Source organism: bacterium, assembly GCA_029210545.1.
GTDB lineage: Bacteria > BMS3Abin14 > BMS3Abin14 > BMS3Abin14 > BMS3Abin14 > JARGFV01.
In genome coordinates, this window is record JARGFV010000004.1 from 1,392 (window position 1) to 20,723 (window position 19,332).

The window sequence follows — 19,332 nt, forward strand, 5'->3', positions numbered from 1 at the left end:
ATGCTGTGCAGAGCTCCAGCCTGGGCCGGGTCATCGTGGCATTCTGAACAAAGCTCCGGGCCGGATTTTACCAGAAGAGAGCCGTTCTTCGAGGAATGGGGATCGTGGCAGTCCACGCACCCTCCGTCCGCGGCGGCCTCGTGGACCACAGCCTGTCCGGAAGGGTCATCGTGGCATCCGACACACAGGTCGGCCGGGGCCTCTGTGAGAAGGGAAGGGTTGTTCGAACTGTGGGGGTCGTGGCAGCCGGAACAGCCCTCATCCTCGATGATGGGGTGCAGATCGCCCTTTTCCGCAGGGTCGTCGTGGCATTCGAAACAGAGGGTTGCCGGATCCTGGACCAGGAGCGTCTTGTTGGCTGATCCGTGGGGATCATGGCAGATCAGGCATCCCTCGTCCTCGATGATGCTGTGCAGAGCTCCAGCCTGGGCCGGGTCATCGTGGCATTCTGAACAAAGCTCCGGGCCGGATTTTACCAGAAGAGAGCCGTTCTTCGAGGAATGGGGATCGTGGCAGTCCACGCACCCTCCGTCCGCGGCGGCCTCGTGGACCACAGCCTGTCCGGAAGGGTCATCGTGGCATCCGACACACAGGTCGGCCGGGGCCTCTGTGAGAAGGGAAGGGTTGTTCGAACCATGGGGGTCGTGGCAGCCCAGGCACCCGTCATCCTCGATAACAGGGTGGATCTTCATCCCCTCGGCCGGTTCATCGTGGCACTGGAAACACAGGGCATTTCCTTCCTCGACCAGGACCAGATTGTTGGCGTCGCCGTGATCGTCATGGCACGACTCGCAGTCAGTCTCCTCGAAGGGAGAATGGACGGCCTTCATCCCCGAGATCTTCTGGGACCATTCGGCATGGCATGCGGCACAGTCGGCAGCCTGCGCGGGAGCGGTGAATACCGCGGCAGCCAGAACAGCGCAAAAAAATACGAATGGTATTTCCCTGGACATTTCGTCCCCTCACAAATGATATTGCCAAATAGTAAATCGTTAACAAAGGTTTACCCATGTGTCAATCTTGACAGGGTCGTAAAAAGTTACGGTGGAACTTTGACAGGGTCGCAAAAAGTCTCATCGAGCCACTTTGCGGATTCATCAATCTTGTCTGGAAAGGGCGCTTCTTTCGGAAGGACAGCAGAGCAGACTGATGTGAGAGCAAATCGGCTTAAAGGAAATAGCAAGGGAGGGTACCGGTGTCAAGTGTCTATAAAATTTGTTCGGCCCCTTAATGTACCAAAAATCGTAGTCAGGGAGCAGCCATGCCGTCTGCCCGCACGGTACCCAGGGAGACGCGGGCGGCGCCACGGTCCCTGAGAAGTTCCAGGAGCGAAACTACCGTCTGCACCGACGCCCGCCGGTCGGAGAGGATCTCGAAGGGGGTCTGAAGGAACGCATCGTCCTGGCGATCGAGGAACAGGCCCAGTTCCCGCAAGGTCATGGACTTACCTGCCAGCATAATGGTCCCATCGGATCGGACGGTGAGGCGATGGGTTTGCCGGGCAGCGATGGCGTGGGGTTTGTCGGTGACCGGGAGGTCCACCTGGATCCCCTCGTGGACCACGAAGCGGGAGGTCAGCATGAAAAAGAGGAGGAGCAGGAAAACGATATCGATGAGGGGTGTCATCCCCAGCTCGAGGACCGGCCGGCGGGGGGTCCTGAACCCCGGCACGTTATTCATGGACCGCATCGGAAAGCTCCGTTGCCATCCGGTTCAGTTCCCCTTCCACCCGTTCGATACGTCCCTGGAACAGGTTGTGGAACAGGAGGCAGGGGATGGCTACCGTGAGACCGGCCGCGGTGGTGAGCAGCGCCTCCCATATCCCCCCTGCCAGTAAAGCCGGGCTCACCGCCGAACCATGGCGCTCGATGACCATGAAAGCCCGTATCATTCCGATAACCGTACCCAGCAGGCCGAGGAGAGGAGCCAGAGCGGCCACCGTGGCAAGACCCCTCAGGGATGTTTCCATGCGGCGTACAAGGTCGGAGGCGGCGAGAGCGAAAGACGCCCTGATCCCCCCCACCCCCTCATGGTGGCGTGAGAGGGCCTCCAGAAGAACGCGGCCGCCGGCCACTTCATGATCGACCATGTCACGGACCCCGGTAAGGTCACCCCTTCGAAGGGCGCTCTTTACACCTTCGGGAACGGTGAACCCCTCCAGCCGCATCTTCCGGTAACTGTAAAGCCGGTCGAAAATGAGGGCAAGCCCCACGATGGAGCAAAGGACGATGGGGATCATGAGGACTCCGCCCCGGCCCAGGAGGTCCAGCCATGTGCCGCTCATGTCAGCGCCCCGCCGCGGCGTATCGGGCGCCGGCTGTTGAAAAAGATCACGAACATGGTTGACACACTCCTCGTGTTCGGAAACTATTTTGATCCAGGATACAGGCAAGGTTCTCGGCAGGCTCCTGGATTTAATTTATTGGAAAATGCTACACTAATGTCATATAAAAACGAGTTAAATTCAAGCGGTCGGCAACCGGAAAAGGGCGATTATAAGTTATGCACATCCTGCTGGTAGACGATACCGAACTTTTTCTGGATCTCGAGAGAAGCTACCTCGAGAGGGATTCCTTTACCTTCAGTATCGCCAGGTCCGGGGACGAGGCGCTGGAAATCCTCAGGCAAAAGAGACCTGACCTGGTGATCCTGGACCTCATCATGCCCGGCATGGAAGGTGATGCCGTGTGCAGGGAAATAAAGGCCCATCCGGCTACCCGCAACATCCCCGTCATCATGGTAAGTTCAGCGACCCGGGAGGAGTTCAAGGACCGCTGTTACGCAGCCGGCTGCAACGCCTTCGTGGCGAAGCCTCTCAAAAGGGATGAGCTTCTCGAGGCCATCGAAAGGGTCATTGTCATCGCCAGGAGGACAAATCCGCGGGTGCCGACCCATCTACCCTCCAACGTCCGTCACGGAGAAAGGGAGCTGGACGCCTGGATCCACACAATCTCCGTCGGGGGGCTGTTCATTGAGATCGATCCGCCTCCGGAGTCCGGGGAGGTCCTCGACATAGTCTTCTCCCTGCCGCAAAGGAGCTCCACTATCCGATCCATGGTTCAGGTGCGGTGGTCGGGACGGGTCAGGGCCGACGGAGCTTCCGGCGTGGGTGTCCAGTTCCTCGATATCGAGGAGACCGACAAGGCCGCTATCGGGGATTACGTGGAGAAAAAGCTGTCCAGCGTGGGATCGCTGAAGGGCTTCGCATAATTTAAATGGGTCAGAAACCTGCGCGGGTTTCTCCGGCAGGCTCCTGACCCATTTAAATTATTATTGTTAAAAACGGGGCCGATAAATACCGGCCCCCCCGTTTTTCAGCAGGAGCTGCAGCACTTGCAGAGCCCCTTGCTCTCCTTCCTGATCTTGATCAGCTTCATAACGATCACCTCCTTTAAAGACTAATTCCAGATATATATTTCCAGTTTACTAGGCCTTTTTGAAATTTGGAATATGGAATCTGGAATTTATTTAACTCCCCTAAAGTAGCACTGCACCGCGTCGGGGGCCAGTTTCGACCCCCCCAGCACCTCGGCCCTGTACCGGCATCCCCCCGCGCACACATCCTTGAGTTCACAATCACAGGCAAGGGTGCCCAGGGGAATGTGCTCCACTTTCGACCATACCTCTGCCAACCCGTCCACCAGAACGTTGCCTGCGGGATGGTCGAAGTAGAACCCGCACTTGGCCGCTGTTCCGTCGGGCGCCACCGTCATGAGGGCCGAACCGCAGGCGAGGCCCGCTGATCCCCCATGGAAACCTCCCCCGTAAGCGAAACGCAGTTTTTCGCTGGCCGTTCTTAACGCCGCCCCTGCAGCCGGATGGTCATGCCAGCGCCCCGCGGGGCACGGCACGTCGATGCTCCACTCTTCCACATTGAACCGTTCCAGGAGCCGGGACATGGCCTCGAACTGCTCCAGGTTGCCGTCGTGGACCATGGTCCCCACCGCCACCGGGACCCCGGCCTCCCGCAGGGCCATGATCCCCGCCACCGCCCTGTCGAATGATCCCGCTCCCCGCAGGGCGTCGTGCCCCTCGCCCATCCCGTCCAGTGAGACCTGGACCTGGTGGAACCGCTCGCCAAGCCGGCAGGCCTCGACAGGCCCTATCCACTCTCCGTGGGTTATGAGCACTGCCCTGAATGGCGCTTCAGGCAGCAGATCGGCCAGGGCTTCGAATTCAGGGTGAACGGCGGCCTCACCCCCTGAAACCATAACCTTGAGCCCCTGCATAACGGCGAACTGGTCCAGGACCGAACGGAAGGTTCCAACGCTCATGTCGACAGGACGGGGAGGTCCCAGGTAGCAGTGACGGCACGCCTTGTCGCACCGGCCGGTGACCTGTACCTCCAGATATCGCAGAGACGGATCGGCTGATCGCCCGGGCACCTGGACGGACACCTTCCGGGGCATTTCCTGGAGAAGGCCGGCTTCGGCCAGGAGACCGGCCGCTTCGGGATCGTCAGCGCCTTCGGACAGGGCAAGGATCCTCCCCAACGATTCGTCGTCAAGGAGGTACAGCTCGTCCGCGGCCGCGTCGTAGATGTGCGGCTCTTCGAGGCGTTTGAGGTAGCAGTGATTTTTGAGAGTCAATTCAAGATTCAAAAGGTTCACAACGTGCAATATAAGCCTAAATGCACTTGTGTGCAAAACCAGGTTATAGCCTACTCGCCAGTTTTCTCTTTTTTGAATCTTGAATTTGGGATTGCTTCCTCCTTGCGGGGAAACACGTTAGGGGCTACCATCCTCGCCAGGAGGAAGGCGCAGGGAGGAAGCCATAGCAAAGATCGAAGGCAAGACCACCGGCCTGCGGGGCAACCAGGTAAAGCGCATCGAGCGCCTGGGCAGGTCCAAACCACGAGCAGGAGAGATCGTACCGCCCGAGACGGTCCGGCGGCTGGCGGAGCTGTCCCGGGAGACCAACCGGCAGCTCGGGCTCCTCATGGACCGGCGGGGCCAGGTCACCCACATCCTCGTCGGCGACCGCAGCAGCGTTTTCATCCCCGACCTTCGTCTCTATCGCTTTTCCCCCGGAAACCTCCGGGGCCTTCGCCTCGTCCACACCCATCTTGAACCCGGCGGCCTCACCCGGGAAGACCTTACCGACCTGAGCATGGTCCGCCTGGACATCGTCGTCGCCGTGGAGGTCCAGCCCGACGGCTTGCCGGGCCAGACCCACCTTGGCTACCTCGTGCCGTCGGGAGACCAGCGGTGGACCATCCGGTCCTTCCCGAACCCCCACGAGATGCGCGACGACCCCCTGGAACTCATCGAGCTCGCGGAAGAGCAGATGCGGCGGCAGATCCGCGGGATCGTCACCGAGGGGGTGTCGCGGGTCATGCTGGTAGGGATCACCGGCGATTCGACCGAAAAGGCTGAAGAGTCCATGGCGGAGCTTGCCGAATTGGCACGTACCGCCGGTCTCGTGGTGGCCTCCACCCTCCTCCAGACGCGAAAGAAACCGGACCCGCGCACCGTCATCGGGCAGGGCAAACTGGGAGACGCCAGCATCGCCGCCCTGGACCTGGCCGTGGACACTCTCGTGTTCAACCGGGACCTGTCGCCCTCCCAGCTGCGCGCCATCACCGATGATACCGAGCTCAAGGTCATCGACCGCACCATGCTCATCCTGGACATCTTCGCCCAGCACGCCCGGAGCCGCGGCGGCAAGATCCAGGTGGAGCTGGCCCAGCTGCGCTACCTGCTTCCCCGGCTGGTGGGCAAGGGAACCGCCCTGTCCAGGCTCGCCGGCGGTATCGGTACCCGGGGGCCGGGTGAGACCAAGCTGGAGGTGGACCGGCGCCGCATCCGCCAGCGCATCGGCAAACTGGAAAAGGACCTGTCCCGCCTGACGAAGGAAAGGAAGACCCGCCGCAAACAAAGGGGCCAGGACCCGGTCCCCATCGTTTCCATCGTGGGCTACACCAACGTGGGGAAGAGCACCTTGTTAAACACCCTGACCGGAAGCGACGAGGTGGCCGAGGACAAGCTCTTCGCCACCCTGGACCCTGTAAGCCGCCGCCTGACCACTTCAGAAGGTCCCCTGTGCGTCCTCACCGACACGGTGGGCCTCATCCACGACCTGCCTCCGGAGCTGGAGCGCGCCTTTGCCGCCACCTTCGAGGAGATCGGGGACGCCGATCTCATCCTCCACCTTGCCGACGCCTCCGTCCCCGACCTGGGTGAACAGATCGCGACGGTGGAAGAGACGCTGGAATCCCTCGGCCTTTCATCCATTCCGGTAATGCTGGTCCTCAACAAGTCCGACCTCGTGGACAGCGGCGTCCTGCCCAACCTTCGCAAAAGGTACGGTGCCCTGACGGTGAGCGCTCTCAAAAGGGAGAGCCTGGGGCAACTGCTGAGAGAGGTAAAGAAGCGGCTGGAAAAGGGCAAGGAGCCAGCATTCAGGAGCCGGGAGCCAGGAGAAGATCAAAAGCATTAAGAGCCAGATCAAAAGCCTTCACACATAGTACACAAAGGCGACCGCTCCCAGGTCTAGTCACAGAGGGCCGCAGGGAAAGGCTTAAACAGGGAGGGGGAACGTGAACACCAAAGGCTTGACCTGTTTCCAGCTCTCAGCTGGCAGGTTTCCACTTTCTACTTTCTATTTTCCACGGGCCCTCTCATAGAGGGCCATCATCTCCGGATTCACATAGGCCGGATCGGGTTTGAAATCCGGGTCCAGTTCGCGGGCCGCCTTCAGGTCGGCAAGGGCATTGTCCATTCTGCCGAAGGCGTACTGTCCGGCGGCGAGAAGGCGCAGGGCCCTGGCCTTTTCCTTGGCATCCAACCCCTTCGCGGCATCGTTTCCCATCGTCCAGGCATCCCCGTATTGCCCTGACCTGAAAGCGGTCTCGGCCTGGTCGAGGAGGGCCAGGGATCTTTGCCTTTGAGGGTCTTCCTTCGGAGCCGGGGCCGGTGGACTCTTCTTAATGACGGGCTTTAGAGGCGTGGCGGGCCTGGACGGTTCAGCCGCTCGTTCCGGTGCCGGCCTGGACAGGACATAGGGGACCAGGAGCCGGGACCCGGCCGCGACGCGGGCAGGATCAGCAATGGCGCTGGCTGTGAGGATGGGATGGAACTGCCTGGGATCCCCGTAGAAACGCTCCGCCACCGCCGAAACGCTTTCTCCCCGCTTGAGCCGGTAGGGAAACAGGAACGGCACCGTCAAACGGGTGCCCGCAGGAACCCGCGAGGGGTCTTTTATTTCGTTGGCCCAGACGAGAAGGGTGTAAAACCCTGGATCACCCCACACTCTGCTGGCCAGGGCGCTGAGGCTCTGTCCCTTCCCAAGGGTGGTCACGCCGGCGTAGGGCAGCCGGAGCAGGTGCCCCGGAGCCACCCTGGTGGGATCCTCGATCCCGTTATAAAGGCTCACGATCTCATAGAGGCCTGCGTCCCCGTAGGCATCCTTGCAGATGAGGGAGAGGGACTGGCCCTGTTGGACCGTCCTTGGCACATCCTCTGCCCGGAGTCCTCCAGGCGCCAGCAGACACACAGTGATGATCGCGGAGGCCGCAACCAGGGTCCGTCGGGCAAAGATCACTTTTGACCCTCCGCAAGATCCACCGTGACCGTTTCTTCAACTCCCGCCTTCAGATCCAGCGTCACTGTTTTCTTCCCCAGGTGGGGGTTTCTCAGGACCATGGTGTGGCGTCCCGGCGCGATCGCAAGCGGCCTGGCCCTGGGTGTATAGCCCTGCGATTTTCCATCCAGCAGAATTTCTGCCCAGGGATAGGCGATGACGGTGACAGGAACGGTCTGTACCGCTGCCGGAGACGGCGCGGTCCCCCCGGGCAGTCCCGGTTCCGGAGGCGGCTCGCGGGGCCACAGCACGAGAGCGAGGATGAGAACGGCCGCCGGCAGCAGGAGCAGGAAGACCCGCGATTTTTTCGCGGCGGGCGTGGACTCCACCGCCAAAGGCATCGTCACCTCTTGACCACCCTGAGGAAGCCTCACGGAGGCCACCAGGGCTGAAACGGCCTGGGCAGTGGAGGGCGCCCGCCTTGCCAGGGACCTTTCCAGAGCCGCTGCCATCTCGTCCATGGTGGCGAACCGCTTGGTCGGCTTTTTCCGAAGCGACTTCATGATCACCCGTACCAGGCGGCGGGGAACCCTCGGGTTACGTTTCCGGATCCTGACCGGACGACTCCTGACGATGGCGTGGGTCACAGCCACGTCAGACGGCCCGGTGAACGGCTTGACGCCGGTCAGCGTCTCGTAAAGGACGACACCGAGGCTGAAGATGTCCGATGGCGGGCCTACCGGTTCGCCCTTGATCTGTTCCGGCGACATGAACGACGGGGTGCCGATGACCTGGCCGGTCGTGGTCAGGTCGGCCGAGCCGGAGACGAGGACGATGCCGAAATCGGCCAGCTTGACGCTGCCCTGGGCCGAAAGCATGACGTTGCCCGGCTTGACGTCCCTGTGCACGATCCCCCGTTCGTGGGCGTAGCTGAGCGCCTTGCACAGGGCGATACCGATCCGGACCGCGGTCATCGGCTCCAGGGTGCCCGCAACAGCCAGGGCTTCCTTGAGCTCGAGGCCGTCCACGAACTCCATGGCGATATAGGCCTTGTTGGACCTTTCCCAGAAATCGTGGACCGTAATGATGGAAGGGTGATCGAGGGAGGCGGCCGCTCTGGCTTCCAGTTGAAAGCGCTCAAGGGCTTTGGGGTCGGGACCGGCCCGGGAAAGATCCAGTTCCTTTATGGCGACGATGCGGTCGAGAGACTCCTGCCGGGCACGGTACACAACGGCCATACCGCCCCGTCCTATCTCTTCCAGGACGTTGTATTTACCCAGTTTTTTATTCATATTTCGACTGGGATTCAGCCTGTGGGAGAGATGAGAATGGGGCTGCCGTCCGGAGCGGTAAGAAGGAACTGAAACACCTGCTTCCCGATGGTGATCTTGTCGCCATGGCGAAGGATCCGTTTTTCCTCCAGATGGCCGTTTATCAGGGTGCCGTTGGTGCTTCCCATGTCCATGATGTAAAATTCCCGGCCGAAGGGCTGGATCGCGGCATGCCTTCGGGACGCGTCCGGGTCCTCCAGGCGGATCTGGCACTGGGGATCGCGGCCCAGGATCGTCATCCTGTCGTCCAGAACGGGGTAATGGGTTCCGGCCTTGCTGCCCGTTAAAGGCACGAGGTGGGCTCTTTGTTCCGGATCCTTCGCGACGGTTCGCTCCCGCCTGGGCATCGTATGCGTCGGTTCGAACCCTCTGTCTTTCCCCCTTGGCATGCCTTTGACCTCCAACCGGAGAGAACCGGCGAACCTGCTGCCGGCCAGTTTCAGGGATCGTACCCCTGTCAGAGTTTGCTACCATAGTTGCCGCCATAAGGTCAAACGAGAGCCCATACCCGAAATCCGCGATTGGTCTGGGCCGGCCTCCGGTCGGAGCGTCTGAGAGGCTGTTTTTTCGCTTTGGGTCCGATGAACCGGTCTAATTGCCGTCAGGTGCTGTCGACCAGCGCCGAAGCCCCGGCCAAAAGGGCCCAATCAGCGGATTTCGGGTATGGTTCCCCCCTGCCTGCGGCAGCCAGGCTCAGGAACACGTAACCCGCTGTTTTCAGAACCGTCCGCTATGCCATGGACACGATGCGGATCCTCCGGCGGATCATCTGGAAAAATCCATAATACGCCCGCCGGATTTTCAGAGAGATCTGGCCGGCGTGACGCGCAACCTTGCCCGCCACCTGGTACAATCGCCAACGCGCCGTCCGGAGTTGATGATGACGCCACTCCTCGGGAAGGACCTTCAGCTCGAACAAACGGAACAGGTCCCCCTGAACCGGACGCCGCACCACCACCAGGCGAAACGCCTCGATAAAATCCAGGTTCCTCGCGCCGGGGCTGTCATTGCCCTCCCGAAACTCATCGAACACCACCAATCCGTTCTCGGCAAGGTGACCCACCATCGGCATCACAAACTGGGACGGACGATAACCGGCCCCGCTACCCGGCAGTGGCATATGGCTGTCAACAAGCTCGGGTAGTCCAAGGCCGTGTGCAAACTCGCCAAAAAGGGCCAAACCGGCATGAGGAGTAATCGTATCGTGGGTCGTTTCAAGCTTGAAAGGAAGCAGCGTTTTCGTTATCATTTCATCACCTTGTTGGTTATTTGTGGAAAGTTCGTTCGGTTAACGTAACCTACCATACCAACAAGGTTTTTTATCCCCAAAATCGCGAAAACCAGATCAATCGCGATTTTGGGGCGCCAGGGAGATGATTTATGAGTTCACGGCTGAGAGATAACCAGGACGAATGAGTTCTTAAATGGATAGGGAGATCGCATACGATTGCCAATTTTTTCTGGGGGACCGTCCATGCAAATGGCACAAGGTGGAGGGCTGTCTGTGCCACTGCAAACATTATGCGAAGATCCGTAAAAAATTTCTCATTATCAAGCTCGATGCAATAGGTGACGTACTTAGGACAACCTGCATTCTCCCGGTCATTGAGCAGTTATAGCCTGGTTCCACCATAACCTGGATCACCCGTCGGGAGGCTGTACCGATACTTGAGAACAACCCCTACCTGACAGAGATCATCCCATTCGGTACCGATGCACTGGTTCACCTTTCCACAAGGAATTTTGATTGGGTCATCAATCTGGACGCTGGTAAAACTTCCTCGGGATTGGCAGCCATGGCTCGAGGAAAAACAAAGACCGGTTACCAGCTCCATGAAAACGGCTTTGTCACAGCTTCGAATCCTGAAGCGGAGGATTGGCTCCGACTGGGGCTTTTTGACGACCTGAAAAAGGCAAACATAAAGTCTTATCAGGAGGTCATGTGTGAGATTTTGGGTATTCCCAGGGAAGAGATGAATTATGTGCTTGATCTCAGTGACGAAGAGTATGGGTCAGCACGGGAAGACCTGTTGAATAAGGGAATCGATCTTTCCCGACCTATCCTTGGTATTCACACTGGTGGTGGCAGCCGATGGAAACTAAAGCAATGGACAGAAAAAGGATTTGTAGAGCTGATCGACCTTGTCGAGGCCAATATGGGCAGGGAGGTCCAGATCCTTTTACTAGGTGGCCCTGAGGAAAAAGAAAGGAACAAACAAATAGCTTCAACTGTGAAACCACCAGTTTTTGATACTGGCACTGACAATCCTCTGCGTCATTTCGCCGCAATAGCAAGTCATTGCCAGGTTGTTCTCTCGGGCGATTCACTGGCCATGCATGTAGCCCTGTCTGTGGGCTGCCGTGTAGTTGTTCTGTTCGGCCCCACGAGCTCTGCCGAGATAGAACTTTTTGGACGTGGAGAGATGATCGTTCCGGACCTCGATTGTCTGGTCTGTTACAGGAATACCTGCGAAATAAAACCGAACTGCATGGATTCCATCAGTGCAAAGATGGTTTACGAGGCCATACAGAGGCAACTCGTCGCCGTTTCTGAAGTGAGCTGAGGACTGGACCTGATGAGCACCCCTGGAGCTGCCGGCTACATTCACCTCATCATCTACGATGACCCATCACCCGAAGGGGGTGGTATCCAGAACACGGCTTACTGGATAGGACGCAAACTGGAGGATAAAAACCTTTCGGTTGTCGTAGCCGGTCTTGAAAAATATCTCAATTCCCCAGCTTATGAAGGAACGACTATCAAGTTTTTTAAATTGAAAAGACCTTTTCGCACTAAAAACACCACCGATCTCCGGTTGTTATGGCTGCTCATCCGGCTTCGTCTGAGGTACGGAAAACGAGTCGTCCTCTATTCACTCGTTATCAACAACGTCAAGGTGTACCGCTGGCTTAAGTACTTCCTTGGCTGGAAGTGTGTCAGCTTCCTTCATGGCAACGAAACACTCCGACTGCTGGCCCAAAGACCTGATACCTTAAGGAAAAACATTCTCGCCTGCACCTGTGTCATCGCCAACACCCGGTACACAAAGACCCTCGTCGAGAGGTTGGGCGAATTTCCCAACCTCTGGATTCTTCCCCCCGGGATCCCTGTCGAAAACTTTCAGGGTCCCGATCAAACCTTTCACCGGGAAAAGCTGGGATGGCAAGACCGCAAAGTTATCCTGATGTTAAGCCGCCTTGTCAAACGAAAGGGGCATCTGACGGTAATAAAAGCGGTTTCGAAAATAAGGAGCAAACACCCTGAAGTGCTTCTTGCCATTGCCGGGTCAGGAGGATATCGAGCAGATATTGAACAGTTGATCAGCGAGTATGGTCTCAATGAAAGTGTATCCCTTTTGGGATTCGTCCCTGAAAAGGATAAACCGGAACTCTATGCCGCATGTGATGTGTATTGCATGCCCAGCGAGATAGATGAAAGGGCCTTTGACGTTGAAGGCTTCGGCATCACCTTCATCGAAGCCGGTGCTATGGGTACGATTGTCATCGGTTCGGACACGGGGGGCATCCCTGACGCTATCGAACAGGGTAAGACGGGCTTTCTTATACAACCCGGCGACGATGAACAGCTCGCGGCTATCCTGGACGAGATCTTCTCAAATCCCGCCGAATTCGACGGGATGCGCCAGTATGCCAGGATGCGGGCAGTCAATCGTTTCAGCTGGGATTCTCATGCTACAAGGATGCTGGAATTGATCGAGGGATCGATGAACGGCAGCTGATCATCTTGTACTGTTATTTGTGTGAATTCTGAAGCTCACTATTAGCAAGAATTGGGAGCGTTTAACCACTTTATGGATAAAGTTCTGATCGTACGGCTTTCTGCCATCGGCGACCTGGTCATGGCCTCGCCGCTCATCGGGGCCTTCAAAAGGACCTGGCCCCAGGCCAGGCTCACCTGGCTCGTCGAGGAAACATCGAAAGCTGTTCTCGAAGCCAACCCGGGTCTTGACGAGATCATTGTCTGGCCCAGGGCCAGGTGGAGAAAACTTTTAAGGGACAGGCGGTACCTCACTCTTTTGAAGGAGATCCGTTCATTTGTGGCGGACCTGAGAAAGCGCCGTTTCGATCTTGCAGTTGATGCCCAGGGCCTTTTAAAGAGCGGAATATGGGTGTGGCTTTCCGGTGCTCGGGAGCGTGTGGGTATCGGTTCCAGGGAAGGGAGCCGATTTCTCATGACTGAAGTCATTTCCCGTGAAGGGGCCTCGGACGGACTCAGCTCCCAGTATCTCCTGCTGGCTGAAGCCCTGGGCCTTGAAACGGAACCGTTCGAAATGGAAATGGCCCTTTCCGATGACGCTGAAAAGTATGCACGTCAGTTCAAGAGATCCATCGGTTCCGAATACATCGTTTTTGCTCCCTTCACAACCAGGCCCCAGAAACACTGGATACAAAAAAGGTGGCCTAAGGTAGCGCACCACCTTTTTTGTGAACTTGGCCTAAAAACCGTGATCCTTGGGGGCTGGGGAGATGTGGAAGCCGCTGACCGTATGGCAGAAAATGCGTCTGGAATTATCAACCTGGCGGGGAAAACCTCCCTGCAGCAGGCCGGGGCTGTGATCGCCCGCTCATCGCTGCTCATCGGGGTGGACACCGGTCTGACCCACATGGGGATCGCCCTGGAGGTCCCGACCATCGCCCTTTTCGGCGCGACGCGGCCCTACCTGGACACAACGGGCACCTCAGGCGAAGTCCTGTATCACAAACTTGACTGCTCTCCATGCCGACGGAGTCCCACATGCGATGGCGACTTCACCTGCATGAAGGCCATATCTGCGGAAGAGGTCATCCGGACCGCCCGGCGTCTTCTGACGGCACCATGAGAAAGCCGATGCGGATTTTGCACGTGGAAACCGGCATGAACCTTTACGGGGGCGCCCTCCAGGTTTCCTATCTCCTGAGGGGCCTTTCGGGCCATCCGGATGTCCATAATGTTCTCGTCTGCCCTAAGGGAAGCGCTATCGCCGGTGCAGCATCAGACAGCGTCGACACCCTTTATGCCGTGCCTGCCGGCGGTGACCTCGACCTCGCTTTCCTGGTCCGCATGGTTTCCATCCTCAGGCGGGAACGGCCCGACATCGTCCACCTGCACAGCCGCAGGGGGGCCGACGTCCTGGGGGGGGTGGCTGCCCGCGTCACCGGAACCCGCTGCCTGCTGACAAGACGGGTGGACAACCCCGAGTCCGGGCTTGCCGTAGGTTTGAAATACCGGCTCTACGACCGGGTTATCACCATATCGGAGGGGATCAGGGAGGTCCTGGCCTCGGAGGGGGTGCCGCCGGGGAAGATCACGTGCGTTCCCAGTGCCGTGGATCCTGACCGCTACACAGGTCCGTGGGACAAGAGCACCTTTCAGGAGCAGTTCGATCTTCCTTCCGATGGGCCTGTATGCGGCGTGATCGCCCAACTCATTGACCGAAAAGGACACCGGTTCCTGATCAAGGCGATCCCGGAAATACTGGACACCGTACCGGATGCCACCTTCCTCTTTTTCGGCAAGGGGCCTGAGGAAGCTGAGCTGAAAGAACTATGTCGCGAGTCAGGGGTTGTCGACAAGGTCCGCTTCGTGGGCTTCAGGGAGGACCTGGATGACTATCTGGGGTGTCTGGACCTGGTCATCCACCCTGCGCTCATGGAAGGTCTTGGAGTCTCCCTTCTCCAGGCAGCGGCGGCAGGCGTCCCCATCGTGGGAACCAGGGCCGGCGGGATCCCGGAGGCCGTGGTGGACGGGGTGAACGGCGTTCTCGTTGAGCCCGGCGACCCTGTGAGCCTCGCCCGGGCCGTCGTCAGGCTCCTGACCGACCGTGACCTGGCCGCCGGTCTGGGCGTCGGCGGGCGGAAACTTGTCCGGGACAGGTTCTCCGTAGAGGCCATGGTGAATGGGAACCTGGCAGTGTATCAGGAAATGATGGGGACAGGTTCCAGGTTCCAGGTTCCAGGTTCCAGGTTCTAGGTTCCTGGTTCTGGTGCACCAGTGCGCCGGATCACATGTGCACTTCTTTTTCAGCTGAAAGCGGCATTTCCTTTGCCACATTGACATAGGCTCCCATTCCATCTATTTAGGGAATTAAATTTTCACCACGATTCCGGTAACTTTATTCCGTCACAGGACAAAGGTAATGCTGCTTTCAGTCAAATACAACTTCCTGTTCGTCCACATCGCCAAGACCGGGGGCACCAGCGTGCGGGCCGCACTGGCGCCGTTGAGGTACCGCGACCCTCTTTTCCTGCCTCAGTTCATCGCCAGCCGCTTGAGCCACATGACGGGTCACCGCATCGCCAGCAAACTTCCCCGCCACGCGAAGATCATCGCCGCGAAGGAGATGCTGCCCAGGGAACTTTTCGACAAGTTGTTCAAGTTCGCCTTCGTGCGCAACCCCTGGGACCTGCAGGTCAGTTCGTGGCATCACCTGCAGCGGGAACGTCCACATCTTTTGAAGGGAATCCCGGATTTTGACACTTTTATCCGGTGGAAACTGGACACGGATCGGCCCTACCAGTACCACATCGACACCTCCATCGAGCTTCAGACCGACTACCTGAAAGACCTGGACGGCCGCATCCTGGTCGACTTTATCGGGAAGTATGAGAACCTCCAGGGAGATTACGAGGAAGCGTGCCGCAGGATCGGTATCGATCCTCCTCCCCTGCCCCACAAGAGGAAGGCGAAGGACCGTGCTGTATATCGCAGTTACTACAATGACAGCCTTGCAGAGCTCATTTCCGTTCATTTCAAAAAAGATATCGAGACTTTCGGATATTTTTTTGGCGCCTGAAGCAAAGATAACCTGATGGTGATCATACGACTGACTGGGGGGTTGGGTAACCAGATGTTTCAGTATGCCGCCGGCAAGCGTCTGAGTCTTGCCAGGGGCGTCGAACTGAAGCTGGATATCAGACGCCTTCGAGGAAATTCCTATAGAAAATACCACCTGGATGTTTTCCATGTCTCCGAGAAGTTTGCCACCGAAGAAGAGATACGGAAGCTAATACGCGGAAAAATTTCGACATGGCTGCTCCTGCCATTCCGGCAGAAGCTCGGTGTAAGTTTCATGCCTCCGGTTTTTTACCCTGAAAGACAATACACTTTTGATCCGCTGGTGTTGGAACTTGAGGATAATGTCTTCCTGAAAGGACGCTTCCATTCCGAAAAATATTTCGCTGATGTAGCTGATATCATCGTTGAAAAATACAAATTGAAATCGGTTTCAGCCAGGGCGGGATTTCTGCATGCTGAGATCGTCGGATGCGATTCTGTGAGTGTCCATGTCCGCCGGGGAGATTATGTTGCCAAACCTCAGAACCTTGCCAGATACGGGACCTGCGGTAAGGAATATTACGAAGAGTGCATCCGAAGAGCTCTGGAAGTCAGCGACAAGTCAAGGTTTTTTGTTTTCAGTGATGAACCGGACTGGGTACGGGCGAACATGTCCTTTCCTGAAAATACATTTTTCACGACCAGGGAAGGGTTAAGCTGTGACGCGGAGGAACTGTTTCTCATGAGTTCGTGCCGTCAGCACATCACGGCAAACAGCACCTTCAGCTGGTGGGGCGCCTGGCTGGACAGGAGTCCCCAGAAGATAGTGTACACTCCAAAGAGATGGTTCTTGGCCGAAGACCTGGACACACAAGATCTCATTCCTGAAACGTGGATAAGGGTTTGAACCGGGAAATGGACTCCGCATCCTGAAGCTGAAAAACACCGACATGCCATATTTCACGCTGTTCATTCCCGCATATAACCGGGCGGTGTCGCTGAGCGAGACCCTCCAGAGTGTGGAGGACTCCTCGTGCAAGGATCTGGAAGCCCTCGTTGTCGATGATGGATCCACGGACGATACCCGGGGGACTGTCGAACTTTGGGGCGGAAAGGGCTCCTTCAAGATCGTTTATCTTTACCAGGAAAACATGGGCAAGACAGGGGCCCACAACACCGCCCTTGAACACGCCCGGGGTTTGCTGTTCATGACCCTGGACGCAGGAGACATCCTTCTGCCGGACGGGTTGGCCCGGCTAAGGGAACAGTGGGAGGCGATCCCGGCCAGTGACAGAAAGACCATCGCCGGTATCGGGGCTCTATGTATCCGTGAGAACGGGGACATCGCCGGCCGGCCCTACCCTGATGAGGGTAAGGTTGCCAACTACCTGGAGATGCTCGAATACACGGGCGAAAAAAGGCAGGCGATCCTGACCTCCGTCATGAAGAGATACCCCTACCCGAGGATTCCGGGAGAGAAACACATTCGACCCGATATCATTCTCAAGCGGATGGCCCATGAGTACAGGCTTCGCTTTGTGAATATCCCCGTTCAGGTCAACGTAAGGGAGAAGGGCGGTATCACCGCCAATATCCGAAGGTACCGGATGAGCAACCCTGGCGGTTTTCGCCTTTATTTTCTTGAAGAGATCACCCTTCATAGGGAATACTACGGCCGGGCCAAGCGTTTCAGTGACCAATGGAGGTACATCAGGTTCTCCCTGCACGCCGGGATCGGTCTGATACGCCAGGCCAGAGAAGTACAAAACCTTCCCTTGTGGTTGTCGGCACTACCACAGGGAGTCTTTAAGTTTCTGTTGGACCATCTTCGGCGGCAGTTTGACAGGACGAAAAACTGAGACCGGAGCCACCGACCACAGTGGCACCGGGATGACAAGGGTTCCCTGAATGAGCATAATCCAGAGCATGGCCCATAGTCGCAGCGGCCTGGGAACCATATTTATTCACATACCAAAAACAGGGGGCACTTCGGTATCCAACGCGTTGAGGCAATACTACCGTTTATCCCAATTTCATATCAAATCCAGGGCCTCGGCACTGGCGGCGATCCCCGACATCGAGTCGAGGTCCGGTGAACCAGGGCTTTACGAGGACGTACAGAAACTGAGGATAAACCTTATCCTCTACTGGGCCTTTGCCGGAAAAAAGTTCCTAACCGGACACGTCTGGAACGACAGGCGTCTCGTGGAGTTGAAGAAACTTGACTATGTCCTTATAACCTGTCTCCGCAACCCTCTGGATCGCTGGTTCTCAGCCTACTTTTACGATCGTCACAAAACCGGTTCCCACGCCCGGATCGAAGAGGACATCGATGATTTCCTCCAGTCAGAACGGGCGCAAAGCATGGGAACCACCTATGTCCGTTACGTTGGAGGCCTGCGGGAAGCTGGTGATTACTCCTCACCAGCGGCCCTGGCAGATGCCATCGAGATGCTCGGGTTCATAGACATCGTCGGTTTCCTGGAAGATCTTGACCTGCTGCGTTCCCAGGTCATGGCGCGCCTCGGCGTCAGGTTGCGATTCCCGCATCGAAGGCGCTCCCCGGTAGACGTGACCTATCAGAACAGGATCAAGGGATCAGAACTTATCCGCAAGACCGTGGAGTCCATCTGCGCGCCGGATCTGGAGCTATACGAACACGCCCGTACTTCAGCTAAGGGCCGATAGCACGGGTAACCTGATGGAAGATCATCCTGTGATGGTTGAGGGTGGAAAAAATGACACCAGCCAAGAGAAGCAAAGGTTTTTTCAGACCCCTTTCCAGCGATTATTATAAATCGTTCAGGAAGTACATCATTCCTGTCTCCATTGTCCTGGGGGTTGCGGGAGGTCTCCTGTGGTACATCGTTGGTTCCCTGAGCTGGGTGATCCTCATCCCCGTCACCGTTGCCGCATTTCTTTTTCTTCTTTTGGAAGTGATCCGTCAGGTCAGCCTCATTACTCACAACCTTTACCAGTCAGGCATTTACCAGATGCAGTCTATCCAGGCGATATACACGATGCTCGACCCGAAGCTACCGCTCCCCTCCATGGCCAGGTGGGCAGGAAACCCCGATTTCTGTCAACTCCTGATGAAACAGATCCTGATCGCCCATCCCCGGATCGTCTTCGAACTCGGCAGTGGGGTCTCAACCGTGGTCGCCGGTCTGACACTAAAAAAAACAGGAGGCAGGATTCTTTCCCTCGAACACGACCTGAAATTCAGGACCGAGACCCAGGTGGAGTTGGCCAACCACGGGATTTTGGAACTGGCCAGTATTTATCACAGCCCGCTGAAGGAGGTTGCCACCGACTCCGGTTCCTTTCGATGGTACGACCTGTCGGTCCTGGATGAGATCCCCCCTATCGACCTTCTCGTCATAGACGGCCCCCCCACCACTATTCAGCCCCTTTCCCGATACCCCGCGCTCCCGCTGCTTTACGACAGGTTGTCTCCGGAAGCCGTCATTTTCCTCGACGACGGGAAACGGGGAGATGAAAAACGGATCGTGACCATGTGGCTGGAAATGTTCGACGATCTGGAGGCCAAATATGTCGAAACCGAGAAGGGGGCCTATCTGATCACCCGACAGGGGGACCGACCTACCTGATCTTCAGGCCGTTAAACCCGGTCAGATTCGGCCAGAAAATCATGGGGATCCAGGCTGCCTGCGGGCCATGATGATCCCAGGGAAGGCCTGGACA

Annotated in this window: 18 protein-coding genes and 1 pseudogene; 11 read left to right on the forward strand and 8 right to left on the reverse strand. The window is 57.5% G+C overall.

Translation table 11 applies throughout. The features are described from left to right. The 3 genes from P1S46_00790 to P1S46_00800 form a co-directional block, all read right to left on the reverse strand. Positions 1-953: cytochrome c3 family protein (locus tag P1S46_00790; GenBank protein MDF1535024.1), on the reverse strand; the 953-nt coding region annotated here is incomplete at its 3' end. Between the two features lie 295 nt (positions 954-1,248). Then, entirely contained in the window at positions 1,249-1,689 is a 441-nt protein-coding gene (locus tag P1S46_00795) for a biopolymer transporter ExbD (protein MDF1535025.1), read from the reverse strand. Further along, positions 1,673-2,284, reverse strand: coding sequence for a MotA/TolQ/ExbB proton channel family protein (locus P1S46_00800; GenBank protein MDF1535026.1), 612 nt, complete (start codon positions 2,282-2,284; stop codon positions 1,673-1,675). The genes P1S46_00795 and P1S46_00800 overlap by 17 nt, the downstream gene beginning before the upstream one ends. Positions 2,285-2,502: 218 nt before the next feature. Here P1S46_00800 and P1S46_00805 point away from each other — a divergent pair, with 218 nt between their 5' ends. Continuing rightward, a complete protein-coding gene (locus P1S46_00805) occupies positions 2,503-3,210 on the forward strand; it encodes a response regulator (protein ID MDF1535027.1) in 708 nt (235 codons plus the stop codon). 254 nt (positions 3,211-3,464) lie between these two features. On the opposite strand, the gene P1S46_00810 is transcribed toward P1S46_00805, so the two are convergent. Continuing rightward, on the reverse strand, positions 3,465-4,589 hold the full coding sequence (locus P1S46_00810) for a radical SAM protein (GenBank protein MDF1535028.1): 1,125 nt from the start codon (positions 4,587-4,589) through the stop codon (positions 3,465-3,467). Between the two features lie 349 nt (positions 4,590-4,938). On the opposite strand from P1S46_00810, the gene hflX reads away from it, so the two are divergent. Continuing rightward, entirely contained in the window at positions 4,939-6,438 is a 1,500-nt protein-coding gene (gene hflX, locus P1S46_00815; protein ID MDF1535029.1) for a GTPase HflX, read from the forward strand. Between the two features lie 162 nt (positions 6,439-6,600). Here the strand turns inward: hflX and P1S46_00820 are convergent, their stop codons facing one another. From P1S46_00820 to P1S46_00835, 4 genes and pseudogenes are all read right to left on the reverse strand, one after another. Further along, positions 6,601-7,542 carry a LysM peptidoglycan-binding domain-containing protein gene (locus P1S46_00820; GenBank protein ID MDF1535030.1) on the reverse strand — a complete coding sequence of 314 codons (942 nt, stop codon included), beginning with the start codon at positions 7,540-7,542 and terminating at the stop codon, positions 6,601-6,603. Beyond that, entirely contained in the window at positions 7,539-8,813 is a 1,275-nt protein-coding gene (locus tag P1S46_00825; protein ID MDF1535031.1) for a serine/threonine-protein kinase, read from the reverse strand. Before P1S46_00825 ends, P1S46_00820 begins: the two co-directional genes overlap by 4 nt. 14 nt (positions 8,814-8,827) lie before the next feature. Continuing rightward, on the reverse strand, positions 8,828-9,241 hold the full coding sequence (locus P1S46_00830) for an FHA domain-containing protein (GenBank protein ID MDF1535032.1): 414 nt from the start codon (positions 9,239-9,241) through the stop codon (positions 8,828-8,830). Between the two features lie 341 nt (positions 9,242-9,582). After that, positions 9,583-10,157: pseudogene (locus P1S46_00835) on the reverse strand (hypothetical protein). 413 nt (positions 10,158-10,570) lie between these two features. On the opposite strand from P1S46_00835, the gene P1S46_00840 reads away from it, so the two are divergent. From P1S46_00840 to P1S46_00880, 9 genes are all read left to right on the forward strand, one after another. Further along, positions 10,571-11,416, forward strand: coding sequence for a glycosyltransferase family 9 protein (locus tag P1S46_00840; protein MDF1535033.1), 846 nt, complete (start codon positions 10,571-10,573; stop codon positions 11,414-11,416). A gap of 12 nt (positions 11,417-11,428) precedes the next feature. Then, the gene (locus tag P1S46_00845) at positions 11,429-12,592 is read left to right on the forward strand and encodes a glycosyltransferase family 4 protein (GenBank protein ID MDF1535034.1); all 1,164 of its coding nucleotides are present in this window, start codon (positions 11,429-11,431) and stop codon (positions 12,590-12,592) included. A gap of 72 nt (positions 12,593-12,664) precedes the next feature. Further along, positions 12,665-13,693, forward strand: a complete 1,029-nt coding sequence (locus P1S46_00850; protein MDF1535035.1) for a glycosyltransferase family 9 protein — start codon at positions 12,665-12,667, stop codon at positions 13,691-13,693. 8 nt (positions 13,694-13,701) lie between these two features. Continuing rightward, positions 13,702-14,823 carry a glycosyltransferase family 4 protein gene (locus P1S46_00855; protein ID MDF1535036.1) on the forward strand — a complete coding sequence of 374 codons (1,122 nt, stop codon included), beginning with the start codon at positions 13,702-13,704 and terminating at the stop codon, positions 14,821-14,823. Positions 14,824-14,989: 166 nt separating this feature from the next. Beyond that, positions 14,990-15,646: a sulfotransferase family 2 domain-containing protein gene (locus P1S46_00860; protein MDF1535037.1), complete on the forward strand. Its 657-nt coding sequence runs from the start codon at positions 14,990-14,992 to the stop codon at positions 15,644-15,646. Between the two features lie 54 nt (positions 15,647-15,700). Beyond that, on the forward strand, positions 15,701-16,534 hold the full coding sequence (locus P1S46_00865) for an alpha-1,2-fucosyltransferase (GenBank protein MDF1535038.1): 834 nt from the start codon (positions 15,701-15,703) through the stop codon (positions 16,532-16,534). 43 nt (positions 16,535-16,577) lie between these two features. Further along, positions 16,578-17,486, forward strand: a complete 909-nt coding sequence (locus P1S46_00870) for a glycosyltransferase family A protein (GenBank protein MDF1535039.1) — start codon at positions 16,578-16,580, stop codon at positions 17,484-17,486. Positions 17,487-17,535: 49 nt separating this feature from the next. Beyond that, the gene (locus tag P1S46_00875; GenBank protein ID MDF1535040.1) at positions 17,536-18,315 is read left to right on the forward strand and encodes a sulfotransferase family 2 domain-containing protein; all 780 of its coding nucleotides are present in this window, start codon (positions 17,536-17,538) and stop codon (positions 18,313-18,315) included. Between the two features lie 50 nt (positions 18,316-18,365). Then, positions 18,366-19,238, forward strand: a complete 873-nt coding sequence (locus tag P1S46_00880) for a class I SAM-dependent methyltransferase (GenBank protein MDF1535041.1) — start codon at positions 18,366-18,368, stop codon at positions 19,236-19,238. The last annotated feature ends 94 nt before the right edge of the window (positions 19,239-19,332 follow it).

Bases quoted from the DNA above. Each gene is read 5' to 3' on its own strand.
- P1S46_00805 (MDF1535027.1), top strand. From the start codon at position 2,503: ATGCACATCCTGCTGGTAGACGATACCGAACTTTTTCTGGATCTCGAG.
- P1S46_00875 (MDF1535040.1), top strand. From the start codon at position 17,536: ATGAGCATAATCCAGAGCATGGCCCATAGTCGCAGCGGCCTGGGAACC.
- P1S46_00795 (MDF1535025.1), bottom strand. From the start codon at position 1,689: ATGCGGTCCATGAATAACGTGCCGGGGTTCAGGACCCCCCGCCGGCCG.
- P1S46_00800 (MDF1535026.1), bottom strand. From the start codon at position 2,284: ATGAGCGGCACATGGCTGGACCTCCTGGGCCGGGGCGGAGTCCTCATG.
- P1S46_00865 (MDF1535038.1), top strand. From the start codon at position 15,701: ATGTTTCAGTATGCCGCCGGCAAGCGTCTGAGTCTTGCCAGGGGCGTC.
- P1S46_00855 (MDF1535036.1), top strand. From the start codon at position 13,702: ATGCGGATTTTGCACGTGGAAACCGGCATGAACCTTTACGGGGGCGCC.
- P1S46_00830 (MDF1535032.1), bottom strand. From the start codon at position 9,241: ATGCCAAGGGGGAAAGACAGAGGGTTCGAACCGACGCATACGATGCCC.
- P1S46_00880 (MDF1535041.1), top strand. From the start codon at position 18,366: ATGACACCAGCCAAGAGAAGCAAAGGTTTTTTCAGACCCCTTTCCAGC.
- P1S46_00850 (MDF1535035.1), top strand. From the start codon at position 12,665: ATGGATAAAGTTCTGATCGTACGGCTTTCTGCCATCGGCGACCTGGTC.
- P1S46_00870 (MDF1535039.1), top strand. From the start codon at position 16,578: ATGCCATATTTCACGCTGTTCATTCCCGCATATAACCGGGCGGTGTCG.
- P1S46_00860 (MDF1535037.1), top strand. From the start codon at position 14,990: ATGCTGCTTTCAGTCAAATACAACTTCCTGTTCGTCCACATCGCCAAG.
- P1S46_00845 (MDF1535034.1), top strand. From the start codon at position 11,429: ATGAGCACCCCTGGAGCTGCCGGCTACATTCACCTCATCATCTACGAT.
- P1S46_00825 (MDF1535031.1), bottom strand. From the start codon at position 8,813: ATGAATAAAAAACTGGGTAAATACAACGTCCTGGAAGAGATAGGACGG.
- hflX (MDF1535029.1), top strand. From the start codon at position 4,939: ATGGACCGGCGGGGCCAGGTCACCCACATCCTCGTCGGCGACCGCAGC.